The organism is Hymenobacter sp. YC55, assembly GCF_029433095.1.
Classification (GTDB): Bacteria; Bacteroidota; Bacteroidia; order Cytophagales; family Hymenobacteraceae; genus Hymenobacter.
The window spans coordinates 670,163-694,433 of the sequence record NZ_JARNTX010000002.1; the positions used below are offsets into that span (position 1 = coordinate 670,163).

Here is a 24,271-nt window from a genome sequence, read left to right on the forward strand (position 1 = left end):
GCCTCCACAGAGGCAGGCTTTTTCATGTTTGTACCTGAAGCATTTTCACAGTGTCTGTACAAGCTGACAACTGCCCAGAATACCTAGATTGCGGTGTTTGCGTGCTGCCGCTCCCTAATAGTCTCGTGAGCTTGTTAGAAAATAGATCAGCTACTTTATTATTGCTTGCATGAGGCTTCGTGTTCTGCATTTGCCTAAGTGGTACCCTAACCGCTACGATAATCAGGACGGTGACTTTGTGGCTCGGCACATAGAAGCTATTGCACGGGCCACAACCGATGAAGCGCCTCTGCAAACTGCGGTAGTATTTGCTGCGGTGGCGCGTGGTCCGCTGCCCTCGCTTATTGATGCAGAAGTAGATCTGGACGGTGTTGTACCTACATGGCGCTATTACTACCGTGCGCGCTTCACGGGTTTAGAAGGACTTGATAAGGTTCTGAAGCTGTTGTTATGGCTGATGTGCATCAGGAAGGGAATGCGCGCAGTGCAGCAGCATTGGAGCGGACAAAAGCCAGACTTGGTGCATGCCCACATTCTACTGCGCACCGGGGTGGTGGCGTTGTGGTTGAAGTGGTGGCAGCGGATTCCCTATTTGATTACTGAAAATTGGACCATCTTTTTGCCCGCTAATGCTTGGCGGTTGGGGTGGCTACGGGGGCGCGTGGCAGCGCTATTAGTACGCCAAGCCGCTGCCTTCACGCCCGTATCAGAAGACTTACGCAAGGCACTCATCCAACTCGGGGGCGTCAACACGCTCACGGTTATCATTCCGAATGTGGTGGACACCGACTTGTTTCATTTGCCGGCCAAGCCAGAAGCGCGGCGGGGGCTGTTGAATGTTGCGGCGTTCAATGAGCAAGCCAAAAACCTGAGCGGTATCTTACGCACTGTATCCCGCTTACGCATTACGCATCCGGCCTTAAATGTTCATCTTCGCATTGCGGGTTATGGAGCGGCCGAAAGGCAGATGCATCAATTAGCAACCGACTTAGGGTTGTTGGCTGACGGCACGGTGGAGTTCCTAGGTAAGCTAAGCTCTTCTGAAGTAGCCGAGGAAATGCGTCGGGCTCAAGCTTTTGTGTTGTTTTCCAATTACGAAAACTTGCCGTGCGTACTCATCGAAGCGCAGGCCAGTGGATTACCAGCTGTAGCTACCGCTGTAAATGGGGTGCCCGAGCTATTACCCCATGATGGCTCTAAAGGCCTGCTGGTGCCGGCAGGAGACGAAGAAGCCTTAGCGCAAGCACTGCTAACGGTCTTGCAAGAGTCCGACGGCCGTTTTGATGCGACGGCTTTGCGGGCGGCTGCCGTCGCGCGGTTTAGCTATCCGGCCGTTGGAGCGGCTTTCCGTCGGGTGTATGAGCAGATCATGCACGAGCAGTAACGCCGGCGGCGGATACCTAGCTGTTACGCACCTATCTTGCCTTGGCCTTAAAGGACTGAAACCGCAAATAGTAGCTAAAAGTCAAGGCTACTTTCGCGTTACAGCATCCTACACTTGTTTTGTTTCCTTGAATGCTGCGACGCGTCATCCAAAACTTTGCAACTCGCCTAGGTACAGCTCTGCTGAGCTTTGGGGTGGTATGGCTGACGGCCCGCTACTTAGGAGCAGCCGGAAGGGGGGCAGTAAGCCTATTTGTTACCGACTGTGCAGCGCTGTTGCTGTTCATCGGATTGCTAGGCGGGTCGTCTCTGATTTATTTGGTGCCCCGGCGCAACGTGTGGCATCTGCTGTTGCCCGCGTACGGTTGGGCCCTGGTAGTTTGCTTGATAGGTACAGGCGTAGTAGCACTGGTGCGGGAGGTGCCAGCCGCGTATCTTGGGCACTTACTGGCACTAGCGCTGCTGCAAGCTTTCTTTTCAATTAATACATCCTTGCTGCTCGGGCGTCGTCGGGAGGCTGCCTATAACGGTTTGTTGGTGGCGCAGGTGGCCCTACTAGCCGGCGGACTGCTGGTAGCTTTTTGGGGGCTGGGCTGGCGAGTGGTACCGGTTTACTACTATGTGGCCTACCTAGCTTACGGATTGCCCCTCGTAGCCAGCTTATGGGCATTAAGCAAGTTTCCCGACCGATTAGTCGGCGAGCGGCGGCTACGAGCTACGGTGCGCGAGCTAGGGCGCCACAGCCGAGGAGCTCATTTTTCCAACATTCTGGCCTTTGCCAACTACCGGCTCGGCTATTACTTCGTAGCCCATTTTGCCGATGCCCGGGCCGTGGGTATACTTTCGGTGGGAGTGGCGCTAACGGAGGCCATCTGGCTGATTCCGCGGAGTACCGCCTTGGTGCAATACGTCGATTTGGTGCATGCTGGCAAAGAGGCAGTGCCCGCCGCAGCCTTGCGCGTTTCACGGCTAGCAGTGCTGGGTACTGCCGGGGCCATCGGGCTGCTGGCCTTGCTGCCGTCTGCTGTGCTGAGTGCAGTGTTCGGACCAGAGTTTGGTGCGGCTCGCCCTGTTATTCTGTTCCTAGCGCCAGGTGGTATAGCAATGGCGCTCCAGATTCTGTGTAGTTCCTATTTTGCAGGATTAGCCCGTTACCGTATCAATAACACGGCCTCGGTTCTCGGTTTGCTGGTAACGCTGGCAGCTTGTATAGTATTAATTCCTTGGTTTGGTATCCGCGGCGCGGCACTGGCTAGCACGCTATCCTATTTGGCGTCCACAGCCTTTTTGCTGTATCATTTCTATAGGGCTACTGGCGCTACACCTTGGGCTTTTCTTCCGAGTTTCACTGATGTAACCTACCTCTGGGGTATGGCGCGGCGTAAAATGTAAGCGGCTGACATATTCGTTGTGTGTATTTCTGCTCTAAGGCGAGCATTAAGTAGGAAATCAGGAAGCTGATGGCGGCCCTACCTTTATCGTCACCTCGAAGGAAGGAACCGGATCAGCGAGCGGATCAAGCGTGTACGTCGGCAGTGGCACCGGCGAATACAAGGCGCACAGCGTGTTCTCGACCTGGACAAGGTGGCCAGCAGCGGTAGCCGGCAGCCCATCTAGAATGCCAGCTAGAACCTCCCAGCGCGGTTGGCCCGGTTGGCGATTGGCATCGTGCCATATCACTACTGTATTCGGCCCGACCAAATGCTCGAACACACGGTGGGTATCAGTCCGCACGGCTTCGTAGCGATGGTCACCATCTATAAATACCACATCAAAATGCCCCAAAGGAGTTAAGTCGAAGGTGGCGGAGTTGCCGTGTAAGTGGGTGACGTTCGGCAAGGGCCGCGAAAAAAAGCCGTGCAATTCAATATATCGTTCGCTCAGGCCCATACTGCGCATTTCCACTGCCGATAAGTTGAGGGTGTGTACTGAGGCAGCCACCTCGGCTACGTTGGCAGCACTCTCGCCGCGCCACGTCCCAATTTCGAAGTAGCGGCAGCCTGCTGCGCGGCTAGCTACAGCGCGGAGTAAGAGCAGATCAGTAGGGAGCGAGCCTCCCTCACGAAAAGCAAACGGCCGTACAGTTTGCCCGCCTGGCGATAGAAAATAGGTGAGGGGCACTGCTGGCAAACCAGTAGGAGTAAGACAGCGCGTACGATGCATCATGGCCTGCTGCTGCCAAGTGGTTTCGTCGGCAGCTAGCACATGGTTGAGTAGCCACGGATTACGGGCTAAACGGGTAAGGCCTTGCAGAGCTTTTTTAATACGGGTAGTAAGCACAGGTCAAAAGTATAGTAGCAGCAGGCAAACCTATGCAGGTGGCAAGCAAGCACACCAAGTTTGTGTTCATGGCCCCCTCTCAATGTGTTATGCAAAGCTAGTTCGCATCGACGTCATGCACGCACGTTGAAGCGGACTTCAATGCCGTTAATGTGAAGTATATCTAGATATTAGAACTAATCCGAGTTAGCTGAATAGGCAGTTGTCTGACATATGCATCTGCTACTGCAAAACCTATAATTGTTACTTAATTGTGATTAACAGAATTGGGTTGATTGGCCTATCCATCTTAATTAATATAATTTATCAGTGTAACAAAGCTCGTTAAGCAGACAAGTGTATTTACATGATAAGTAATAAGTATAAATAGTGTGAATTGCGAATGATAGGTGTTAGGTGAATTCATTATATCATCAGCAATGTATAAGGTTTGTCTTTAATTATGTATTAATGCTTAATAAGGGGTTAATACGCCACATTTATGGTATTATATAAAGACAAGCAAAATGTAAGATTTTTATTGACTGGCTAGTTTGGTCGGTAAAATCATATAGAATTAGCTTTGTTATTGTACTATAAGATAAGTTTAGTTCAATTTTAGTTGATTTTGCAGTTTTTGTGCAAAAGCCTGTATACCTTCCTTTCACGGTGTTAGTAATAATAGCACTGTATCAAGGGATCAAAGTTGTTTTCAGGCCTTTTAAGCTTTTGTATGCAAGTTTCTACTCACTTACGTACTCGGTGCTACAGCAAATTCCGCGCTGTGGCGGACTCCCAGAAAAAACTATGGCTAACAGCGTGCTTACTCGTTCTCGCTGTTGTCACTCGAGCTCAGACTCTGACTCTTCCCATTGAAGTTCTAGGTGCGCAAGGCGTTACCCAGACTGTAAGCGTAACGGTACCATCGGGCAACACGGCTACTCACTTGTGGCTCCAAGCCAACAACCTCTCCTACGATAACAAGGCTAGCGTCCGCATCAACAACGGCGCTTGGATTAACCTCAATAACACTACCTGCGACGTTGCGGAGCCTGGCAAAAGCTACGGCGGTATCGGCGGCGGGCATAACACCATCAAGCTTAAGTTGGCCGTGCCAGAAGGATTGGTGCAAAACGGTGCTAACCAAATCAGCTTCCGCTTCAACCAGTCTGATGGGGTAACAATCGGGTACCGTGTTATCAGACTTAATTTCCTGAATGCCGGGGGTACGCGTCTGATGCCTGCTAGCTCCTTTGCCGACGAAAATCCAGCCACTTGGCAAGCTCCTCGTCCGGGCGCATCGGATGTTGCTGCTGGTCAGCAATTGTGGAGAAATGCTTCGCTCAACGAGTCGTATTTGCCAAATGCCCGCGTCCTGCAAGCCAAGTGCGCCGACTGCCACGCGCAAGATGGCCGCGACCTGAAATACTTCAACTACTCTAACCGCTCTATCGTTGAGCGTGCGAAATACCACGGACTGTCTGTAACGCAAGCCGAGCAAATTGCTTCTTACATCCGTTCCCTCACGGCTCCAGCTCCGGCTACCGCTCGGCCTTGGAACCCACCTTATCAGCCAGGTCCTGGTCAAGACTCCCGGCCACTGGTAGAATGGGCCGCTGGTGCCGGCATCGACGCCGTACTCGACAGCGACGCCGAAAGCTTGCCTTATATCTTCCCGAACGGTGTTAACGAAGCTGCCGTTGCTACTTCTGCTACGCTCAACATCCGCGAAATCCCGGTGGCTATGCAGTTTCTGGACTGGAAGCACTGGTTGCCAATCATTCACCCAAAGGATGCCTGGGGCGACGAGTTCAACAACTCCAACCTCAACAAGATGTACAACGGTCAGGGTTCGGGCAACACCGCTATAAACCTGCGCCGGAGCCTAGCTACTGGAGACCGAGGCTACCGAATGGGTGGCATCTACATGCCCGGTATGCAAACCGATATGTCGGACTGGCAGCACGAGCGGAATATGTTCTTGGTACCAAAGGTGGCCAGTGGTGTAACTTGGAACCGCGAGCACGCCATAAAAGTGTACTCCACTGCTCTGTGGCAGACGGTTAAGTTCTGGGAATTGATGCAGGAGTTCAACTTGGAAGGTATGGGCCCAGCGCTGTACGGCAACAAGAGCGAAGCCCGGACGTGGCCTGGTCTCGTGCGCCACGTATTCGAAACGTCGCCTCAGCGTTTGAACATTCCATTTGGCCGTGACGATTTGTCGCACAACAACAAGGCCGTCAATAACGTGTATGCTTCTAATGCCTGGTATCATACGCAAATGGTACTCAGCAGCGGCAACCGCCACAACAACGGTTTTTATCCGGTAGACTGGGGTTACCTGTACGGTTTGGTAAAAGACTTGAACCTTGCCAGCAACGACCGAGTGTCGGAATTGTCTCGGATGCTCCTGATTGTGGTGAAAGCTGCTCAGCAGGCCGACAATGGAAACGGTCCGGACCGGCCGTTTGAAGGCTGGAACATCATGCGCAACCATGCTCCTTCGGTGCTCATTGAAGATCTGCAGGAAAACCTGTGGGAGCACGTCAGCCCAGGCATGAAGAAAGATATTCTGGAAGCTTATCTGCGCACTTGGTTTAAGAAGAGCCGCTCGTATCCTGCTTCGCAGTACGCACGGGGCTTCGACCCCTTCGACGCCTCCCCAACCAACTACGTTCCCGTAATTCCACCTGCTGGCGGTGGCAACTCTGCCGACAAAGTGTGGTATATGATTCCGCAGATGCGCCGCGCCGGAGTTGACTGCGGTTTGCTCAACGAAATTGCTGATTGGGCCAAGGTGATGTGGCCCGCTGGCAACTGGGCTTCGCTGAAAGTAAACAACTGCGCTCCTTCGGCCGTTTTGCGTGCCCCCGAGAATCCAGCGCATACGCTCTCCGGCCTGGAGTACGGCTACTACGAAGGCAACTTCACTACCCTGCCGAACTTCGACGCCCTACGGCCTACTCGTTCTGGTGTTGCTTCCGAGATTAGCTACGCCCCCATTCTGCGTCAGAGCAACTTTGCGCTCCGCTTCCGTGGCTACATCGAGGTGCCTACCGACGGTTTGTACCAGTTCCTAGCCAACTCCGATGATGGCTCCCAAATCTACATTGGTTCGCAGCTAGTAGTTGACAACAACGGGTCGCATGGTGTAGACGAGAAAACCGGCACCATCGGGTTGAAGGCTGGTAAGCACGCCATCACAGTAGCCTACTTCGATGGCGGCGGCGACAAGGTGATGAACATCCGGTATAGCAGTCCCAATGGCACAAGAGGTAACATCCCAGCCAGCGCTCTATCGCGCATCAACCCGAACGCCCCACTGGCAGCAAAAGGAGCAGCCAATATGGAAATCAGCGTGTATCCTAACCCAACTCGGTCTAAGTTGACTCTGGAAGTGCCTAGCCGCAACGCAAGCTATCGGGTACTCGACCAGCTAGGCCGGTCGGTATTGCAAGGCACTGCTGCAGCGGGTACTGCCATCATCGACGTAGCCAATCTGCCCGCTGGCCTCTACCACGTGGAGGTTACCACGCCAGAAGGCCGTGTTGTACGCAAGTTTGTTAAGCAGAACTAACCCATTATCCTTTAACAAATTCACAAAAGCCGCTTCCCGTATGGAGGCGGCTTTTTTTATGATACGGTAGTAACAGCCAGCGTTCTGCCTTGCTATCAAGCAGAAGGCTGGTAAAGAAGTTAATAGCCAAATATTACCTGTACTTTGTCTGGGCCCTCTGCTACCTGAAGTGGAAGGTGCCAGAGGTATCGAATCATAGCTTAAGAAATAAACTTTGGCAAGTCAGCAGCCTTTTTCCGTGCTGGCTTGTCTGCCCTGATGTTCCCCACCACGACCACGGGGGCGAAATATTCCTGCATGCCGGCTTCTTCCGACCTCGACGCCCTGCTTGCCCGCTGCTCCCGCCGCGAACCAGCCGCTCAACGGGCGTTGTATGCTCGTTATGCCGGCCGCATGCTGGGAGTAGCTCGTCGCTACGCACGCACTTTGCCAGAGGCCGAAGACATTCTGCAGGACGCCTTCGTTAAAGTTTTCACTTACCTAAGCGAATTTCGGGCGGAAGGCACGCTCGAAGGCTGGATCCGACGCATCGTTGTGACTACAGCCATCAACCATTGGCAAAGCGGCCGAATGCGCCGCCAAACCCAAGGCGCCTCCCTCGACGACATAGCCGATCCGCCGGCAGCTGACGCTTCCGCTCTCGACCAGTTAAATGTAGCGGAGGTGTTGGCGCTGATGGAGCAACTACCCGACGGGTGCCGCCTGGTGCTGCTCTTGTATGCCGTCGATGGCTATTCTCACCGCGAAATCAGTGAACTTTTAAACATACAAGAGAGCACCTCCAAAGCCCAACTCAGCAAAGCCCGCAAACAATTGCTCCAACTCTACCACCGGCAGAATAACTACATCCGACTATGATTCAGGAAACTGAAGATGACCGCCTAGACCAGTCGCTACGCGACACGTTTAGTGACTTCGACCTGCCGCCCTCCGGCCATGTGTGGACTGGAATAGAAAGTCATTTGTCGGCTCTGCCGGGCGCCCCGCGGCCGTTACCACTCCTACTGGTGTTGCCTATTGTCGGGTTGGTTGGCGTAACCATTGGGTGGCTGCTTCCCCGGCCTTCGACCGTAAGTCCGGCACCCCGACCCACCAACGAAGCCACTACCAAAACCCGCCTAGCCAGCCTCCATACCCAACTCCCTGCAAGTGCACAAACGGCGTACACGATACCTCGTTCATCTACCAACGCGCTAGCTTTCCCCCATACTACCAAGCAAGTAGCCGCTGTCATGGATAAGCCCGTGACCAAGCGAATGGAAGCAACAGTACCTAAAGCCCAAAGCCGGAACATTTCCTCGGCTCCCCAATTCGTAGCCTCTGCAAACACACGTACTCCTATCGATTCGCTGCCTTTGCGTGCAGTGTCTTCTATTGAATCCCTAGCCGCGCCTACAGAAAGCACAGTGCAAGCAGAGTTACCAGTTGTTTCTCAAGTTGCGCCGTTGGCAGAGCAGCCACAGGATGTAGGCACAGTGGCTACGCCGTCTGTTGGGTACAAGGCAGCTGAAGTGCTGGAACCATACCAAAAAGGGGAGGGGTTGCGCGAACGGCGTCCTGAATACCGGGTTCCTACCCACCGGTTAGCCGAGCGAGGACGTGGGCTACGACGCATTCAAAGAAATTTCGTCAAGCATTGGCAGCATTTCTTTGGGCCGCGCCGGGCTCGGGTAGCTGCCCAACCTGATTTCTAGCACAGGGTGTTAACGCGGTTGAAGGATAGATTCCTAGGTAGCAACGCTTTGCTGGCTTAAGGAGCACTTTTTGAAAATAAAAGGCTACGCAATGGCAGCCTTTCTTGGAGTTGTGCTGTCTTGGGAGGAACAAACTTGAATTCGTTGGAAATAGTGTAGTCAAGTTCCTCTTGCTAATCAATCCGCTTCGAGGGTTTAGATAGTGTATGCTTATGGCCGTTCTGATTCAGTCCTCTACCCGCTTGCCCTTACCTTCTCGTGTTGGTGTACCCAGCCGGCCCGATTCCTCGGGCCTGTTGATGCTAACTGTTGCCTTGTTTCTGTTGTTGATTGTAGGAAGAGTAGCAGGCTATACTCCAGTAAAGCACCTCACCAAAAAGCACCCTACAAGCAGCTTGCTATTGCCACCGCATAGCTTTCAAGTGCCTGCTGCTCAGAGTGCATTACGTAGTATTCCAGGGCCCGTAAAAGTGCCTGCATCTACGTTTGCCACAGCCGCACAGTAAGGCATGGTTACTTACTAGCAAGCCGTATCAACCTAACTGATTGGCACCTTGCCGAGAATAGCTTCGATGAATTCCTGGGTACGGATACCATCGGCTTCGGCTTCGTAGGTTAGCAGAATGCGGTGGTTGAGTACATCGGTAGCTACGTCTTTTATGTCTTCCGGCAGCACATAATCCCGCTCGTCGAAATAGGCTACGGCTTTGGCGGCTCGGTGCAACGCAATACTGGCCCGCGGGCTTACCCCAAACTGCACATACTGCTGAAACTGCGGAAGGTCGTAGTCGGCGGGCTTACGCGTCGCGAATACCAACTCGATGATGTATTTCTCGAGCGTCTCAGAAATCTGGACCTGGTTGATTTGCTGCCGAATACCAAAGATGTCTTCCTTGGTTAGAATTGGGTTGACCTCGCCCACATAGCTCATGTTGGCCATCCGGCGCATTACCTCCAACTCGTCGGTCTTTTTCAGGTAGTCCACAAATACCTTCATCATAAACCGGTCGACTTGGGCTTCGGGCAAAGGGTAGGTACCTTCCTGCTCAACGGGGTTCTGAGTGGCCAGCACTAAAAACGGCAAGTCCAGCGGATAAGTGGTTTCGCCAATGGTCACCTGCTTCTCCTGCATGGCTTCTAGCAGCGCGCTCTGCACCTTGGCGGGAGAGCGGTTAATTTCGTCGGCCAGCACTAGGTTGGAGAAAATAGGTCCCTTTTTTACTTCAAATACCGATTGGTTCTGATTGTAAATCATGGTGCCCACCAAGTCGGAGGGCAACAAGTCGGGCGTGAATTGCACGCGCTGGAAATCTAAGTGTAGTACTTTGGATAGTGTGCTGATAGTAAGGGTTTTGGCTAGGCCAGGAACGCCTTCCAACAAGATATGCCCACCCGTAAACAAGCCGATCAGCAACCGCCCTACCATGTAATGCTGGCCTACTACTACTTTTCCGACTTCGGCAAATACTTGCTTGATCTTCTGCTGATAGTCGGGAATAGAGGCAGTTTCGGGCGAAAGCATAGGGGATGGCTGAGTAGGAGGGTGGCAATAAAGGTAAAGAATCAGGCGGCTTCGCCTAACAAGGGTAAGCTAAGATTGTAACAGCCAATATAAAAGAACGTGCGACTTGCCCGGAAATAAGGCTCCACGTGTTTTATGCCTGTCTGGCTACGTCCGTACGCTGTAGATGTTATCTTAGAGCTACGCATCTAGGCGCATTGTAAACACTATTTCTTGTGTATGACCACTGCTACCGCTCCGCTACCTGCTCGTTCTCTGCGTCGCTTTGCAGTGCTGGCAGTTGTTCTTTATCTGATCTGGTTTTTCGGGTACGAGTATTGGGTATTACCAGACGGTAGACTCAATTCGTTGCTTTCCAATAATATAGCCGCAACGGCCGCTATGGTACTGCGTGCAATCGGCTTTCCGGCCCGTATTGCTCCCGACGATTCTATCCTTATTATGATGGGCCAGCAAAAGGCTGTGTACGTCGGAGACTATTGCAATGGCTTGGTGCTCTACGCTTTGTTTACTGGGTTTGTGCTGGCTTATCCCGGGCCACTGCGTCGTAAAGTCTGGTTCATACCCGCCGGTATTTTTATTGTCTACCTCCTAAACGTGGTGCGAGTAGCGGCATTGGCCGTGAATTTCCTTTATTCCTTCAAGACAGTGGATTTCAATCACCACTACACGTTCACGTTTATCGTGTATGGCTGTATCTTCTTGCTTTAGATGCTATGGGCGCGGCATTTAGCTATGTCTACACCAGCAGTGCGGCCCACGGTTGTATGAGTATGGCCGCACCAGTAAAACTCTACCCGCTAGCTACTAGCTACTCCCGGCTCCTAAGTAGTCTGGGGCGGGTTCTGGCTATAGCTGGTTTAGTATTGATTCTCTTTTATCTGGGTACCTACGATTGGGTTGTGTTTGACGCCCTAACTGCAGGCTGGCAAAGGGTCTTTACCAGCATAGGTTTAGCTGATGAGCTAGCTGCTCTGCAGCGCAGCGTAAGCCGACAAATAACTTGGCGCAGTCTGCCCACTATGCTTAGCTACGGGTTGCTTTACACCGGCACCTGCTTGCTGCTACTGCGCCTACTGCTGCCTCGTGGCGGTCGGCGCATGCGCTGGGCCGCGTTGCTGTACCTGATTGTATTTGGGGCATGTGGTCTGCTGCTAGCAGGAGCCAAATTAGCCGGCGACGTACCGTGGGCCTACCGTCTGGCCCGTCGTCTCATCGACTTTATTGTCTCGCCATTGCCTGTTATCGTGTTGGTGCCGCTGTTGCGCTGGTACGTTTCGCCGAAAAGTAAGGAAGATAGGTGAACGTGGATAGTGGTATTATCAATAACAGAACAATTGCACTTATTGTGTTTTGTAGTAATATACAAAGCGCGCAATTGCGTGAAAGGCAGTTGTACTGACCGAGTAAGGCGGCTTGCTTGGCGGCTAGGCTGTATAGTTCAGCCAGCCCCTCTGGGAAGCCGCTCTACAGGCATTACCTTAGTGAAGTTGTAAAAACCGTGCTGTGCTTCTTTATGAAACCATCTGCTTCCTCTATCCCCCTTTTCACCACCGGACAACCAGGGCAACCTGCTACCGATGGGCAGGTGGATGAGCTAAAGCGGGAGCTGGCAGCCGCCCGGCAACGCGAACAGCAGTTGCGTGCACAGCGCGACTTTTACGCTAATATTTTGCAAGAATTGCCCGTGGAGGTGGTCGTTCTTGATCAACACTTCCGGTATGTATATGCCAATCCGCAGGCCGTACCCGACGAGGAGGCTCGCACCTGGCTACTGGGGCACACAGTGCTGGACTACTGCCAGCGGTATCATTTTCCCGTCGAATTAGCTCAGCAGCGGCGGCGCATGTTCGATAAAGTTTTGCACGAGCAGCAGCAAGTCAGTTGGGAAGATGTTACGCCCTATCCGGAGGGTCCGCGCAGCCACCAGCGCCACTTCAAGCCCATGGCTCGGCCTGCCGGTGAGCCACCGCTGGTGCTAGGTTACGGCCTCGATATCACCGAGCAACTAGCGGCCGAAGTGCGCAGCCGCCACAACAAAACGATTGCCGACGAGCGCCAAACCCTGATTCAACAGATAACGGACGCAAGCCCGCAGGTCATCTACGTGCGCGATGCGCAGGGGGAGCTCATTTTCCGTAACCGGGCCTTTCATGAGTTAGCGGCGCGCAGCCACCATGCAGCACCCCAGCAGCTAAATCTGGCCGAGGTCGTTGAGCTGCGTCAGTGGGAGGCAGCGTATCGCGAAGTGTTGCACCACCAGCGGCCCGTTATGCAGGAAAGCTCTTGCACCCTAGCCGATGGTAGTGTGCTGTGGTTTCAGATCAGTAAGCTGCCGCTGCCCCAGCCCGATGGCACCGTGCACGTCCTGACCATTGCTACCGATATCACCGAAATAAAAGAGGCGCGCCAAACGCTAGAGCGCAGTACCACCCAGTACCGCGACCTGCTGGCCCATACGCAGGCGCTCATCGGCACCCACGACCTACAGGGCCGCCTCCTATCGGTGAATCCGGCCGTGGAAGAGTTAATGGGGCTGCCGGCTTCTACTATTGTTGGGTGCCACTTAACCCAAGCCGTGCCACCCGAACTACACGCGGGCGTACAGCAATACCTAACTGAAATCAAAGTTAACAAGCACAGTCAGGGGGTGATGAAGCTTGTCAACCAGCACGACGAACAGCACTATATTCTTTTCAACAATTTCAAAGTGGATGATCCAGGGAAAGAGCCGTACGTGGTAGCTTACGGGCAGGTAATCACAGAGCGGGTACAAGCCGAACGGGAGCTACGCCGGGCCAAGCGCGAAGCCGAAGCAAATGCACGCGCCAAGGAAAACTTCTTGGCCAACATGAGCCACGAAATTCGCACTCCCATGAACGGTGTGCTAGGAATGGCCGGATTGCTAGCCAAAACTCCCCTCGATGCGCAGCAACGCCAATATTTAGATACCATTCTAACATCGGGCCGCAACCTGTTGGCCGTTCTCAACGATGTATTGGATATGGCTAAAATATCCGCGGGCAAGCTTGAACTCGAGCATATACCTTTCGACCTCAGCAAATCTATTCGCACGGCAGCTCAGACCTTGGCATACCGGGCCGCCGAGAAAAACCTGATTTTCGATATTCAGCCGCTGAGCCTCTCCGAACCTGTGGTGCTCAGCGACCCTTATCGACTCAACCAAGTGTTGCTCAACTTGCTTAGTAACGCCATCAAGTTCACGGAGCGAGGCAGCGTCACGCTAGGCAGCGACGTGCTCCGCGATACCGCTACTGCCGTTACCGTTCGCTTCTGGGTGCGCGATACCGGCATCGGGATTCCAGCCGAGAAGCAAGAGCAGATTTTCGAAAATTTCACGCAAGCCTACGCCGACACTTCGCGTCGCTTCGGCGGTACCGGGCTTGGCCTCACCATTAGCCGGAGCCTGGTGCAGCAGCTAGGCGGCGAGCTAGAACTGTCAAGCACACCGGGGCAGGGCACGTGGTTTGCCTTTACGCTCACGCTGCCCAAAGCACCCGATCAGCAAGCACCGCCCCTGCCCGCTGCTCCCGATTACAACCGCCTTCGTGGTACCCGCGTGCTGCTGGCCGAGGATAGCGCAACCAATCGTCAGCTCACGACCCTCATCCTCAAAAACTGGGGCATTGCCGTTGATAGTGCCGTAAACGGCCCCGACGCTTTGGCCCTGTTTCTGGCACGTGACTACGACGTGATATTGATGGACATTCAGATGCCGGGTATGAGTGGCTTGGAAGTGACCGAAGCCATTCGCCAGAGCCAAGACCCTGCGCGGGCCGATATTCCCATAATAGCCCTGACGGCAAATGCTTTCCGCACAGACCGGGAGCGGTACCTGCAGGCGGGTATGAATGACTGTCTTACCAAGCCTTTCGAGGAAGCCGACCTCTACCAAAAGTTAGTGGCTCAGCTTTTTCCCGCCGACAACCGCACATCTACGCCCGCCACACCAGCCATTATGCCAGAACCAATCAGCAAAGCCCCAGCAGCTGCCCCGCTCTTCGATCTAAGTCAGCTAGAGCGAAACGCCCACGGCAACCAAGACTTTATGCGCCGCATGATCAACGTATTCCTAACCGAAATACCGGTGGTGGCTACCGATCTTGCCGACGCTGCTGCGGCCAAAGACTGGCTAGGCTTGACTACGCTGGCGCACAAACTAAAATCCTCCCTGAAGCTATTTCAAGTTACGGCGGCTTTCGACGATCTGCATATTCTGGAAGAGCAGCACGCTTCCCTAGAAACCCGCCAAGTGGCAGCCCGCCGCCTCAGCGAGTTGCTAGAGCGAGTATGTGCCGCTTTGCAGCTAGCCGTGGGGTAAACTGCACTTGGGATTTTGTGCGGATGGGAGAAGTACTGCTGTTTCCTATAGGTGCCTAAAAACGGTTCAGGTTTTTGAAAAACGCTTCCTGATACGAAACGCCAATGGGTATCTGATGACCACCTGCCAACCGAGCCGTGTTATCCTCAATCGACTCCACGTGCTTCATGTTTAGAATGTAGGAGCGGTGCACCCGCACGAAGTGGTCGAAGGAGAGCCGCGCCGCAAACGACTTGAGCGTGGTGTACACGATATGCTTTTGGCGTAGCGTTACGATGGTAACGTAATCGGACAGCGCTTCAATGTAGAGTACCTCATCGAAGTTGAGGCGCACCATCCGGTTGTTCACCTTCACAAATAGGTCAGAAGAGACCGGGGCCGACGGAGCAGAAGGCTGTATGGTGGAGGTAGGCCGCCGCTCTAATACGCGCTGTACTGCCTGGCTGAACCTTGCATAGTCGAAGGGCTTCACCAAATAATCGGTTACGCGCAGTGCAAAAGCGTCGACGGCGAAATGCTCGTATGAAGTGGCTAGAATAACTTCTGGCGGGTCGGTAAGTACCCGCAAAAGTTCTAAGCCACTAAGGTTTGGCATTTCAACGTCGAGGAACAATAAATCAACCTTATTGCCGGCCCGAAAGAAATTTAGGCCTTGGGCGCCGTCGTTGAGAGAGCCCACCAATTGCAAAGATTCCGTCAAGCCAATATAATGTTCCAGCGTAAGCCGGTTCATTGTGTCATCATCAATGACCAAACAAGTAAGTGCCCCCGGATTGGACATAAGATAGACGATGTGAAAAAACGCCGAAGTTTATAGCTTATTTAGCGAAATATAAGCGTTGTTTATTTGATGAAGTAGCCAATTGTGGTCAGGGTGTGCTGGAAAGCTACTAAGAGGTTCATTCTTCCTTAGGTACAAAGTAAGGTATTCGCTAACCGATCAATCACCGCATCCTTCCTCCCGACCTTATTAGAGTATAGTGGCCTTGAGCCTTGTATGTTCATCCTGCACACTTTACCAACTGCTTCGACTAAGTTACAGTAACGTTATAGATACCATACTTTCACTTATAATGTTATAAGCATAGCGCATAAGTTTCGTGCAGTTCATGTTGCGAATAACATAGAGTAATTACAGAAGCGCTTTTTATAGACCTTGCGAAGGTGCTGGCTTTTAATACTGCATGCTGAAAAGAGCAGCCAACACCGCAAGATTCAGATTGAAGGTCAGCAAGGCGGAGGATACATTTGGTGCTATACAAACACACTACCCCATGGCATCCACCCACACTTCACAAGCAGAGTTAGATTACGCTCGAGTAGAACAGGCTATAGCATTTATTGCGGCCAACTACACTCAGCATCCAACGCTGGAAGACATTGCGGCGCATGTCCATGTGAGCCCGTTTCATTTTAACAGGCTGTTCACTCGGTGGGCTGGCATTAGCCCGCAGCGGTTTACGCGTTTTCTGACCAAAGAATACGCCAAGCAGGTACTAGCCGAATCAGGAAGCGTATTGGATGCTACTTACCAAGCGGGCCTATCGGGCGCGAGCCGTCTGCACGACTTGTTTGTTACATATGAAGCCATGACACCAGCTGAATACAAAGAGCAGGCAGCAGGAATGCAGCTTGTTTATGGCTTTCATGCTACTCCTTTCGGTGAATGCCTGCTTAGCCTCACCGAGCGGGGTATCTGTGGTCTTACTTTTCAAGATGCTAGTGAGCGAGAGCCGGCACTCAGCCAATTGCGCGCCGCTTGGCCTGGTGCAACGCTACTGCCCGATGCCACTAAAACTGGAGCCATTGTTACGCAGCTGTTCGCTGGAGCCGCTGATGCAGCCAAGCCGTTCAACCTATTGCTGAAAGGCACCAATTTTCAAATTAAGGTTTGGGAGGCATTGCTACGCATTCCGGCTGGAGCTATGGTTTCGTACCGGGACGTGGCCGTTGCCCTCGGACAACCCAATGCGAGTCAGGCAGTAGGTGGGGCCATTGGAGCCAATGCTATTGGCTACCTGATTCCCTGCCACCGGGTTATTCAACAGCATGGTGGGCCGGGAGGCTACCGATGGGGAAGTGCCCGCAAGCAGGCTTTGCTTGGGTGGGAAGCAACTCAAGCCAAACTTCAATTAATGAGCTAGTGCAGCAGACATTGTGCTTCCGCTTATGCTTGGATGTAGTAGTTGTATGCAGGTAAGCAGAGGAAGTGTAACGGGCTTCAAAAGCAAAAGGGGCTTTCTACATCTGTAGAAAGCCCCTTTTTAGTACCAGAGACGGGAATCGAACCCGTACGCTCGTGAAAGCAAGGGATTTTAAGTCCCTCGTGTCTACCAGTTCCACCACTCCGGCATTTTGGTAGCTGCGGCAAAGGTATATCACCCAACCTAAGCTGCCAAAAACAAAAAGAGGATGTTGCGGGGCAACATCCTCTTCGAGCGGGAGACGAGGTTCGAACTCGCGACCTCGACCTTGGCAAGGTCGCGCTCTACCAACTGAGCTACTCTCGCTTGAGTCAGCCACCGTAGTGGCGTTTTGGTGTGACAAAGGTACTACAGGAAATCGGCTTGTCAAGGGTATGCCTCAAAAAAAGTGTGATTTCTACTGCGGCTTGAGCGTTTTTCACTGATTTTCAGGCGGAAATTTTTTCGATTTAGTTACCGCTTAAGTAGCAATCCTTGCATTAGTATAGCTTCTACTAGCGGCCATAACCGGCAAAAACCAACAGTGCCACCTCATATCAAAGGTGGCACTGTTGCGCTTATTTGCTGCCAAGCGCCAATTTTAGCTCGTTTAGTTTTAAGAGTGCTTCGATGGGACTCATCGTGTTTACATCTAGGGCCTGAAGTAACTCTCGTACTCGTTCGATAGCGGGGTCAGCAGGCTCGAACATACTAAGCTGTAGGCTCGGGCGGGGCGCATTGTGAACGGCCGCTGCGGGCTGTAGTACAGGACCCCGGTGGCTAGTGGCCGCTGCGCCAGCCGCTCCATTTAGGTGTACTACCTTCGCTTCCTGCTGGTTATCAAGGCCGGATAGTACTTCGTCGAACTCGGTGGGAGCGTCGGTATCGAGGCCGGCGCTGGCGCGCTCCTGTTCTAAGTGGTGCATGATTTCGTTGGCGCGCAGCACCACCGAAGTGGGCATACCGGCCATACGGGCCACGTGAATGCCAAAGCTGTGCTCAGACCCGCCTTCTTGAAGCTTGCGCAAGAACAGAATACGACCATCGGCTTCGCGTACTGCCACATTGTAGTTGCGGACGCGCGGACAATCGTCGGCTAGTTGGTTTAGCTCGTGGTAGTGGGTGGCAAACAGAGTTTTGGCGCGGGCCTTGGGGTTGTTGTGCAAGTGCTCGACTAGTGCCCACGCTATGCTGATACCGTCGTAGGTGCTGGTGCCGCGCCCGATTTCGTCCATCAGCACCAAACTGCGGTCTGATAGGTTGTTGAGGATGCTGGCCGTTTCGGTCATTTCCACCATGAACGTGCTTTCGCCTTTGCTCAGGTTGTCGGAAGCGCCTACGCGGGTGAAAATCTTGTCGATGATGCCGATGGTGGCCGCGTCGGCGGGCACAAAGGAGCCGATTTGAGCCAGCAGCACAATCAGGGCCGTTTGGCGCAGCAAGGCTGACTTGCCGGCCATATTCGGGCCCGTAATTACCACAATCTGCTGCTCTTCCTGGTCGAGGTGGATGTCGTTGGGAATGTACTGCTCGCCGGGCGGGAGTTGCCGTTCGATAACAGGGTGGCGGCCAGACTTAATTTCCAGCACTGTGCTGTCGTTGACGGTAGGCTTCACGTAGCGATACTGCCGGGCCGTGGCAGCAAACGAGGCCAAGCAATCGGTGATACCAATAGCGCGGGCGTTCTGCTGAATCTGAGTGACGTATTCGGCTGCTGACAGCACGAGGTCATTATAGATGTTCTGCTCGATGACGAACAACCGCTCTTCGGCGTGCAGAATCTTTTCCTCGTAGGTTTTCAGCTCTTCCGTGATGTAGCGCTCGGCATTAACCAACGTCTGCTTCCGGATCCAGGAGGCGGGTACTTTGTCTTTGTGAGCGTTGGTAACTTCGAGGTAGTAGCCGAATACCTTGTTATAGGCCACCTTCAAGCTTGAAATACCAGTTTCCTGCACAGCGCGCTGCTGCAACTGAAACAAGTAGTCCTTGCCCGAAAACGCAATGGCCCGTAGCTCGTCGAGCTCTTTGTCGACGCCTTCGTTCAGGACGCCGCCTTGGTTGGTGAGCAGGGGGGCATCAACCCGAATTTTCGACTGAATTTCTTCGCGGAGTGCTGCGCATGGGTTGAGTTGGTCGGCTAGCTTCAGCAAAGCTCTGATGCCAGATGCCGCCAGTTGCTCCCGCATGGGCGCAATGGCTTCCAGGGCGCGTGCGAGTTGCAGCAGTTCACGCGGATTGATGCGGCGCACGGCCACTTTGGATATTAGCCGCTCCAAATCGTTGATTTGGCGCAGGTGCTGCAGTAGGCTTTCCAGCAGTTCAGGGGTCTGAAGCAGCGCTTCTACCGTATCGAGGCGGCGTTGAATCTGGGCTGGCTCTTTCAGCGGCAGCACCACCCACTTGCGTAGCAGGCGGGCGCCCATGGGCGTAACAGTTTGGTCGAGAATGTCGATCAGGGGCACGCCGCCGGGGTGCTGAGCTTGCACCAGTTCCAAGTTGCGCACCGTAAACCGGTCGAGCCACACGTATTTGTCTTCCTCGAGGCGGCCAATACTGCCGATGTGGCCCACATCGGTGTGTTTGGTTTCGGCGAGATAATGTAGGATGCAACCTGCTGCCGTAATGCCTTCGCGCAGCGTGTCGATGCCATAACCTTTCAGCGAAGTGGTATTGAAATGGCGCGTGAGCGTTTCGTAGCCGTAATCGAAGCCGAAAACCCACTCGTCCAGCGCGTAGTGGCAGTAGTCGGGACCAAAATGGCCCTCGAATTCCTGCCGACTTTTCTTGCAAAACAGCACCTCGGCGGGCTGGAAGTTCTGAAGAAGCTTACCGAGATAGTCCACCGTCCCCTGCGCCACCAAAAACTCCCCCGTACTAATGTCGAGGAAGCTGATGCCGGCTTCCTGCTTGCCGAAGTGAATAGCGCAGAGGTAGTTGTTGGAACGGCGCTCCAGTACGTTGTCGTGCAGGCTCAGGCCAGGCGTAACCAGCTCCGTGATGCCGCGCTTGACGAGACCTTTGGCTTGCTTAGGATCTTCGAGTTGGTCGCAGATGGCAACGCGCTGCCCCGCCCGCACTAGCTTGGGCAGGTAGTTGTCGAGGGCGTGGTGGGGAAAGCCGGCTAGGGCTACTTCCGAAGAGGTGCCCGCGCCTCGTTTGGTAAGCGTAATATCTAGAATGCGGGAAGCCGTCACGGCATCTTCGCCGAAGGTTTCGTAGAAGTCGCCGACCCGGAACAAGAGCACCGCGCCGGGGTGAGCCTGCTTGAGCTGGTAGTATTGCTTCATGAGCGGCGTATCGGCCACGGGAGCGGGGCCGAGCGAGCCGTGCATGCGGATGGGCTTCTTGTCGGGGGCGGCAGTACTTGTTTTCACTGGGGCAGCATGTAGCGCGAAGCTCCAGCTTCGCGCATCGTTGAGCAGACGGGGCGAGTATCGTTGCACGAAAACGTTCAACGACGCGCGAAGCTGGAGCTTCGCGCTGCATTCCGGAATATAGATGGCTAACATCAGCCACCTACGGGCGCGTTCCTACCTTTGCAGGCATGCGCAAACTCTCGATGGAAGAGCTGAACCGACTGACGGTGGCAGACTTCAAAAATACGCGAAAATTCCCCCTCACCCTAGTGCTCGACAACGTGCGTAGCCTACATAACGTGGGTGCCGCCTTTCGGACCGCCGATGCATTTGCCATCGAAAAAATCTGGCTCTGTGGTATCACGGGGCGCCCCCCGCAGCGCGAAATCACCAAGACAGCCTTGGGTTCCACCGAGTCGGTGGTGTGGGAGTACGCCGCTACCACGCTAGAGGCGCTTCAGCAACTGAAGGCCGCTGGCTACGTGCTGGTGGCCGTCGAGCAAACCACAGGTAGTCAGTTGTTGCCCGCCTTTCAGCCGGACCCAGCGCGACCTTATGCCTTGGTGATGGGCAACGAGGTGTTTGGGGTAGAAGACGAGGTGCTGGCTTTCTGCGACGCGGCGGTGGAGATACCGCAGTTTGGTACCAAGCACTCGTTGAATGTAAGCGTGGCGGCTGGGGTGGTGCTGTGGGATTTCCTGAGCAAGCTAGGCTGGACCACGGGGCGCGAGGCGTAAGTACAAGTGTATAACACCAGAAGATAACCGTTTTCCAGTCAACAGTATCAGACTTATGCTGCGCTTAAATGATGATTTGCGTGGCAGCGCCAGTAGGTGAGATGCCGCCTAATCTCTAGTGAGGTGAAGCTGAACAAGGACGGAGAGCAGCCAGGATAGATTCCAATCTATCTTCTAAAAGTTTATTTTCTAGTCTGGTCGTACCTGGCATCCAAGCTAGGTAGGTTTTCTCGTACTTAGTGTATTAGCTCGTCCGTTATTGCTTTCCTTATGTCATCTATTACCCGACCCGATGCCGCGCTGCTGGCCCTGCGCCCAGTCGTGGATACGGCGCCAGCCAGTGGCGATGCTACGTCCGGCGACTTCCTGCACCACACCCTGCGACCCATCCTTAAACTGCAAAATGATTTGTTACTAGCCGTAGTGGCCGATTTCGTGCGCGACCATCACGTGCCCTTGGCAGCTGCTTCCGCCGCTGACCAGCAGCGCCTGCTAATCGAACTGCTGACCCGCAACGTGAAGCTGCGCTACACGGTGGTAGGGCTGGTGAGCGGCTTTTTTACCAGTGCCGAGCTTGATTTCTATCGGCAGCACCGCTCCGAGCTAAACCGCCGGTTGCTGGAGTTGGCCGTGCGCCGCGTGCAAGACCAAGTGGAAGCAGTGGTAAAAGCAAGTGGGGTATGACGACTTACTACGCCATATTAGGCGTGAGTGAGCAGGCCACCCCCGATGATATTCGCCGGGCATACCGGCGCTTGGCGCTGCTCACGCACCCCGACCGTACGCCTGATCCTGCGGCTCACCAACGCTTCATCGCTGTGAACGAGGCGTACGAGGCACTGAACGAGCCCACCCGTCGCTACTTCTACGATTCGCAGTTGCGCGAAATGCGAAACCGGGTGCGACCGTTACAACCGGGGCAGCCACCAGTTGCCGCTCGGGCGCCTCGTCGGCCGCCGCCCCCGCCTATCTGGCGGCGCCGTAGCTACGTGCCAAAGCGGCTGAACTTCCCGGCGTATGCTCGCACTGCCAAGCGATGGGGAAAGTGGCTGGCGGTGCTACCAGCGCTCATCCTGCTCGATTTTTTCGTGCTGCGCCACTACGCAACGGCCGATTTCATCAGCATTGGTACTTCGCGCGACGGAGCCGGCAATCTGTACAACTGGGTGGTTACTTCGCAAGGTGAGTTCAACACACTTGCAGAAATTCCTCTTTCCACATCAGGTTTCCGGGTGCGAACTTCCTGGCTTTTCAAGTTTATTCACGAAGCCTATCTGCCCGACGGAACGTGGTTGCCGATTCATGCCACCCATGGTAGCCTGCTGGCTTTCACGACGCTGCTGCTGCTTTTAGCTGCTGCTACGCAAGCCAAGCACCTGTCCGATGCAGCCAGAGTGAATGTGGCAATTGTGGGTGCTGCAGTAGGCATTATTCTGCTGCTAATGGCGCTAAGTGGCACGTAGGCCCCATACCTTGGTTTTGGCGTAACAAGCTTCACGAGGAAATCCACTCATTTACGTCGTACCACCCTATTTAACCATCATCAAAAAGGCCCACAACGGAAGTTGTGGGCCTTTTTGATGATAAAGCACTAGCCTAGTGCTAGACCTAGTCGTATTTGGACTCGCGAAGCTCAACGGGTGGGCTTTTTTTGCGCAAGCGCATGTTCAGCAGCTCGACTACCAGCGAGAAAGCCATGGCGAAGTAGATGTAGCCCTTCTCGATTTCCTTGTGGAAAGATTCCATTACCAGCATCACCCCAATCATAATCAGGAAGGAGAGAGCCAGCATTTTGATGGTTGGGTTGCGGTTCACAAAATCGGCCACCACTCCCGAGAAAACCAGCATTACGCCCATTGACAGGATGACGGCCATAATCATAATCAGCACGTTATCGACCAGGCCCACCGCCGTGAGAATGGAGTCGAAGCTGAAAACAATGTCGATAAGGATAATCTGGAGGATAATACCACCCATCGACACCTTGGCTTTGCCGTCTTCATGCGTTTCTTCCTCCTCGCCTTGGAGCTTGGTGTGAATTTCGGTGGTGCTCTTACCAATCAAGAACAAGCCGCCGCCAAATAAAATCAAGTCGCGGCCCGATACGCCAAACGGCTCTTCCAGCCACGGCAGGTTCAGGGTAAAGAGTGCCGACTTCAGGCCCACAATCCAGGAGATACTGAGCAGCAGCCCGATGCGGAAAACCAGCGCCAGCAATAGCCCGATGGTTCGGCCGCGGCCCTGCCGCTCGCGTGGCAGCCGGTTGACGATGATGGAAATGAAGATGATGTTGTCGATTCCCAACACAATTTCCATGAAGGTCAGGGTGAGCAGGCTCACCCAGGTCTGTGGGTTGGAGAATACCGAAAAGTCGAATTGCATTGATTGGTTGGTTAATGGTTGAATGAATTGATTGGTAAATGGTTGGTTTATCACTAGGCTGTCCAGACGACCAGCCACTTAACCATTCAGCAATTCAGCCATTCAACTCTTCATGTTCACAAATTGCAGGGGCTGGCCGATGTCGGTGCGGCGCAGCAGCGCAATAACGGCTTGTAGCTCGTCGATTTTCTTGGCCGTGACGCGCACTTGGTCATCCTGCATTTGGGCTTCCACTTTCAGCTTGGCGTCTTTGATGGCCTTGACGATTTTGCGGCCTGCTTCTTTGTCAACGCCTGCCCGCACTTTAATGGTTTTCTTGACCAAGTTACCGCTTGGCTGTTCTTCGGCGGTAAAATCCAGTGCCGTACCGTCAATGCCCTGCTTTACTACGCGGGCCAGCAAAATATCTTCCAGAGCCTTAACGCGCATCGAGTTTTCCGAGCTCAGCAAGATGGTGTTGGCTTTCTTATCGAGGTCGATGCCGCCCTTGGTGTCGCGCAAGTCGTAGCGGGTTTGAAGTTCTTTTTTGGCAGTGTTCACCGCATTTTCTAGCGTTTGCGGGTCCACTTTGCTCACGATATCAAAAGATGCCATGGAATAGGGAGTTTAGGAAAATTGGAGGGCTGTAGAGTACACTAACCCGCCATTTTCTACGGGGTAAAGGTAGGAAGGTGACATGCGAATACGTGAAGTGGCTGCCACATGATTTGCCAGCCACACCACCAGACTTGCGGCGTAAAGCTAGGGCTTCACGTATTGATGCACCAGAAGCGCGTGAATTGGGCGTACTTCTTTCTGAAAATAAGAAAACAACCTCTCTTATAATAAGTATTACC

The 24,271-nt window shown here is 53.7% G+C and carries 18 protein-coding genes and 2 tRNA genes; 12 read left to right on the plus strand and 8 right to left on the minus strand.

Annotated features, from left to right (window positions below; translation table 11 throughout):
• The first annotated feature begins 169 nt into the window (after window positions 1–169).
• Both P1X16_RS16040 and P1X16_RS16045 read left to right on the plus strand, forming a co-directional pair.
• Complete coding sequence (locus P1X16_RS16040; protein ID WP_277231019.1) at window positions 170–1,384, plus strand: glycosyltransferase; 1,215 nt, start codon at window positions 170–172, stop codon at window positions 1,382–1,384.
• Between the two features lie 131 nt (window positions 1,385–1,515).
• Window positions 1,516–2,775, plus strand: a complete 1,260-nt coding sequence (locus P1X16_RS16045) for a polysaccharide biosynthesis C-terminal domain-containing protein (protein ID WP_277231021.1) — start codon at window positions 1,516–1,518, stop codon at window positions 2,773–2,775.
• 57 nt (window positions 2,776–2,832) lie between these two features.
• Here P1X16_RS16045 and P1X16_RS16050 read toward each other — a convergent pair whose 3' ends face one another.
• The gene (locus P1X16_RS16050; RefSeq protein ID WP_277231023.1) at window positions 2,833–3,663 is read right to left on the minus strand and encodes a class I SAM-dependent methyltransferase; all 831 of its coding nucleotides are present in this window, start codon (window positions 3,661–3,663) and stop codon (window positions 2,833–2,835) included.
• A 925-nt stretch (window positions 3,664–4,588) separates the two neighbouring features.
• On the opposite strand from P1X16_RS16050, the gene P1X16_RS16055 reads away from it, so the two are divergent.
• The 3 genes from P1X16_RS16055 (at window position 4,589) to P1X16_RS16065 (ending at window position 8,913) form a co-directional block, all read left to right on the plus strand.
• A complete protein-coding gene (locus tag P1X16_RS16055; RefSeq protein WP_277231024.1) occupies window positions 4,589–7,219 on the plus strand; it encodes a PA14 domain-containing protein in 2,631 nt (876 codons plus the stop codon).
• Window positions 7,220–7,477: 258 nt separating this feature from the next.
• Window positions 7,478–8,077, plus strand: a complete 600-nt coding sequence (locus P1X16_RS16060) for a sigma-70 family RNA polymerase sigma factor (RefSeq protein ID WP_277231025.1) — start codon at window positions 7,478–7,480, stop codon at window positions 8,075–8,077.
• Window positions 8,074–8,913, plus strand: a complete 840-nt coding sequence (locus tag P1X16_RS16065) for a hypothetical protein (protein ID WP_277231027.1) — start codon at window positions 8,074–8,076, stop codon at window positions 8,911–8,913. The genes P1X16_RS16060 and P1X16_RS16065 overlap by 4 nt, the downstream gene beginning before the upstream one ends.
• Before the next feature lie 538 nt (window positions 8,914–9,451).
• Here P1X16_RS16065 and P1X16_RS16070 read toward each other — a convergent pair.
• Window positions 9,452–10,435 (minus strand): MoxR family ATPase, encoded by a 984-nt coding sequence (locus P1X16_RS16070; RefSeq protein ID WP_277231029.1) that lies wholly within the window; start codon window positions 10,433–10,435, stop codon window positions 9,452–9,454.
• Window positions 10,436–10,654: 219 nt separating this feature from the next.
• Here P1X16_RS16070 and P1X16_RS16075 point away from each other — a divergent pair, with 219 nt between their 5' ends.
• The 3 genes from P1X16_RS16075 (at window position 10,655) to P1X16_RS16085 (ending at window position 14,777) form a co-directional block, all read left to right on the plus strand.
• Window positions 10,655–11,146 (plus strand): archaeosortase/exosortase family protein, encoded by a 492-nt coding sequence (locus tag P1X16_RS16075; RefSeq protein WP_277231031.1) that lies wholly within the window; start codon window positions 10,655–10,657, stop codon window positions 11,144–11,146.
• A 155-nt stretch (window positions 11,147–11,301) separates the two neighbouring features.
• On the plus strand, window positions 11,302–11,739 hold the full coding sequence (locus P1X16_RS16080; RefSeq protein ID WP_277231033.1) for a hypothetical protein: 438 nt from the start codon (window positions 11,302–11,304) through the stop codon (window positions 11,737–11,739).
• 212 nt (window positions 11,740–11,951) lie between these two features.
• Window positions 11,952–14,777 (plus strand): PAS domain-containing hybrid sensor histidine kinase/response regulator, encoded by a 2,826-nt coding sequence (locus P1X16_RS16085; protein ID WP_277231035.1) that lies wholly within the window; start codon window positions 11,952–11,954, stop codon window positions 14,775–14,777.
• A 55-nt stretch (window positions 14,778–14,832) separates the two neighbouring features.
• Here P1X16_RS16085 and P1X16_RS16090 read toward each other — a convergent pair whose 3' ends face one another.
• On the minus strand, window positions 14,833–15,558 hold the full coding sequence (locus P1X16_RS16090; RefSeq protein WP_277231037.1) for a LytTR family DNA-binding domain-containing protein: 726 nt from the start codon (window positions 15,556–15,558) through the stop codon (window positions 14,833–14,835).
• A gap of 493 nt (window positions 15,559–16,051) precedes the next feature.
• On the opposite strand from P1X16_RS16090, the gene P1X16_RS16095 reads away from it, so the two are divergent.
• On the plus strand, window positions 16,052–16,921 hold the full coding sequence (locus P1X16_RS16095; RefSeq protein WP_277231039.1) for a methylated-DNA--[protein]-cysteine S-methyltransferase: 870 nt from the start codon (window positions 16,052–16,054) through the stop codon (window positions 16,919–16,921).
• Between the two features lie 124 nt (window positions 16,922–17,045).
• On the opposite strand, the gene P1X16_RS16100 is transcribed toward P1X16_RS16095, so the two are convergent.
• The 3 genes from P1X16_RS16100 to mutS all read right to left on the minus strand — a co-directional run bounded on the left by P1X16_RS16100 (window position 17,046) and on the right by mutS (window position 20,292).
• Window positions 17,046–17,129, minus strand: a tRNA-Leu gene (locus P1X16_RS16100).
• Between the two features lie 85 nt (window positions 17,130–17,214).
• Window positions 17,215–17,287: transfer RNA gene (locus tag P1X16_RS16105), tRNA-Gly, on the minus strand.
• A 251-nt stretch (window positions 17,288–17,538) separates the two neighbouring features.
• Window positions 17,539–20,292 carry a DNA mismatch repair protein MutS gene (gene mutS / locus P1X16_RS16110; protein WP_277232963.1) on the minus strand — a complete coding sequence of 918 codons (2,754 nt, stop codon included), beginning with the start codon at window positions 20,290–20,292 and terminating at the stop codon, window positions 17,539–17,541.
• 212 nt (window positions 20,293–20,504) lie between these two features.
• On the opposite strand from mutS, the gene P1X16_RS16115 reads away from it, so the two are divergent.
• The 3 genes from P1X16_RS16115 to P1X16_RS16125 all read left to right on the plus strand — a co-directional run bounded on the left by P1X16_RS16115 (window position 20,505) and on the right by P1X16_RS16125 (window position 22,516).
• A complete protein-coding gene (locus tag P1X16_RS16115) occupies window positions 20,505–21,053 on the plus strand; it encodes an RNA methyltransferase (RefSeq protein WP_277231041.1) in 549 nt (182 codons plus the stop codon).
• A gap of 270 nt (window positions 21,054–21,323) precedes the next feature.
• Entirely contained in the window at window positions 21,324–21,737 is a 414-nt protein-coding gene (locus tag P1X16_RS16120) for a hypothetical protein (protein WP_277231043.1), read from the plus strand.
• The gene (locus tag P1X16_RS16125) at window positions 21,734–22,516 is read left to right on the plus strand and encodes a J domain-containing protein (RefSeq protein WP_277231045.1); all 783 of its coding nucleotides are present in this window, start codon (window positions 21,734–21,736) and stop codon (window positions 22,514–22,516) included. Before P1X16_RS16120 ends, P1X16_RS16125 begins: the two co-directional genes overlap by 4 nt.
• 145 nt (window positions 22,517–22,661) lie before the next feature.
• On the opposite strand, the gene P1X16_RS16130 is transcribed toward P1X16_RS16125, so the two are convergent.
• Window positions 22,662–23,435 (minus strand): TerC family protein, encoded by a 774-nt coding sequence (locus tag P1X16_RS16130; protein ID WP_277231047.1) that lies wholly within the window; start codon window positions 23,433–23,435, stop codon window positions 22,662–22,664.
• Window positions 23,436–23,537: 102 nt separating this feature from the next.
• Window positions 23,538–24,029: a YajQ family cyclic di-GMP-binding protein gene (locus P1X16_RS16135; RefSeq protein ID WP_277231049.1), complete on the minus strand. Its 492-nt coding sequence runs from the start codon at window positions 24,027–24,029 to the stop codon at window positions 23,538–23,540.
• Window positions 24,030–24,271 lie beyond the last annotated feature (242 nt).

Coding starts and splice junctions, on each gene's coding strand:
- P1X16_RS16090 (WP_277231037.1), bottom strand. CDS start 15,558: ATGTCCAATCCGGGGGCACTTACTTGTTTGGTCATTGATGATGACACA.
- P1X16_RS16045 (WP_277231021.1), top strand. CDS start 1,516: ATGCTGCGACGCGTCATCCAAAACTTTGCAACTCGCCTAGGTACAGCT.
- P1X16_RS16075 (WP_277231031.1), top strand. CDS start 10,655: ATGACCACTGCTACCGCTCCGCTACCTGCTCGTTCTCTGCGTCGCTTT.
- P1X16_RS16085 (WP_277231035.1), top strand. CDS start 11,952: ATGAAACCATCTGCTTCCTCTATCCCCCTTTTCACCACCGGACAACCA.
- P1X16_RS16070 (WP_277231029.1), bottom strand. CDS start 10,435: ATGCTTTCGCCCGAAACTGCCTCTATTCCCGACTATCAGCAGAAGATC.
- P1X16_RS16040 (WP_277231019.1), top strand. CDS start 170: ATGAGGCTTCGTGTTCTGCATTTGCCTAAGTGGTACCCTAACCGCTAC.
- mutS (WP_277232963.1), bottom strand. CDS start 20,292: ATGCACGGCTCGCTCGGCCCCGCTCCCGTGGCCGATACGCCGCTCATG.
- P1X16_RS16130 (WP_277231047.1), bottom strand. CDS start 23,435: ATGCAATTCGACTTTTCGGTATTCTCCAACCCACAGACCTGGGTGAGC.
- P1X16_RS16095 (WP_277231039.1), top strand. CDS start 16,052: ATGGCATCCACCCACACTTCACAAGCAGAGTTAGATTACGCTCGAGTA.
- P1X16_RS16135 (WP_277231049.1), bottom strand. CDS start 24,029: ATGGCATCTTTTGATATCGTGAGCAAAGTGGACCCGCAAACGCTAGAA.
- P1X16_RS16115 (WP_277231041.1), top strand. CDS start 20,505: ATGCGCAAACTCTCGATGGAAGAGCTGAACCGACTGACGGTGGCAGAC.
- P1X16_RS16065 (WP_277231027.1), top strand. CDS start 8,074: ATGATTCAGGAAACTGAAGATGACCGCCTAGACCAGTCGCTACGCGAC.
- P1X16_RS16125 (WP_277231045.1), top strand. CDS start 21,734: ATGACGACTTACTACGCCATATTAGGCGTGAGTGAGCAGGCCACCCCC.
- P1X16_RS16120 (WP_277231043.1), top strand. CDS start 21,324: ATGTCATCTATTACCCGACCCGATGCCGCGCTGCTGGCCCTGCGCCCA.
- P1X16_RS16060 (WP_277231025.1), top strand. CDS start 7,478: ATGTTCCCCACCACGACCACGGGGGCGAAATATTCCTGCATGCCGGCT.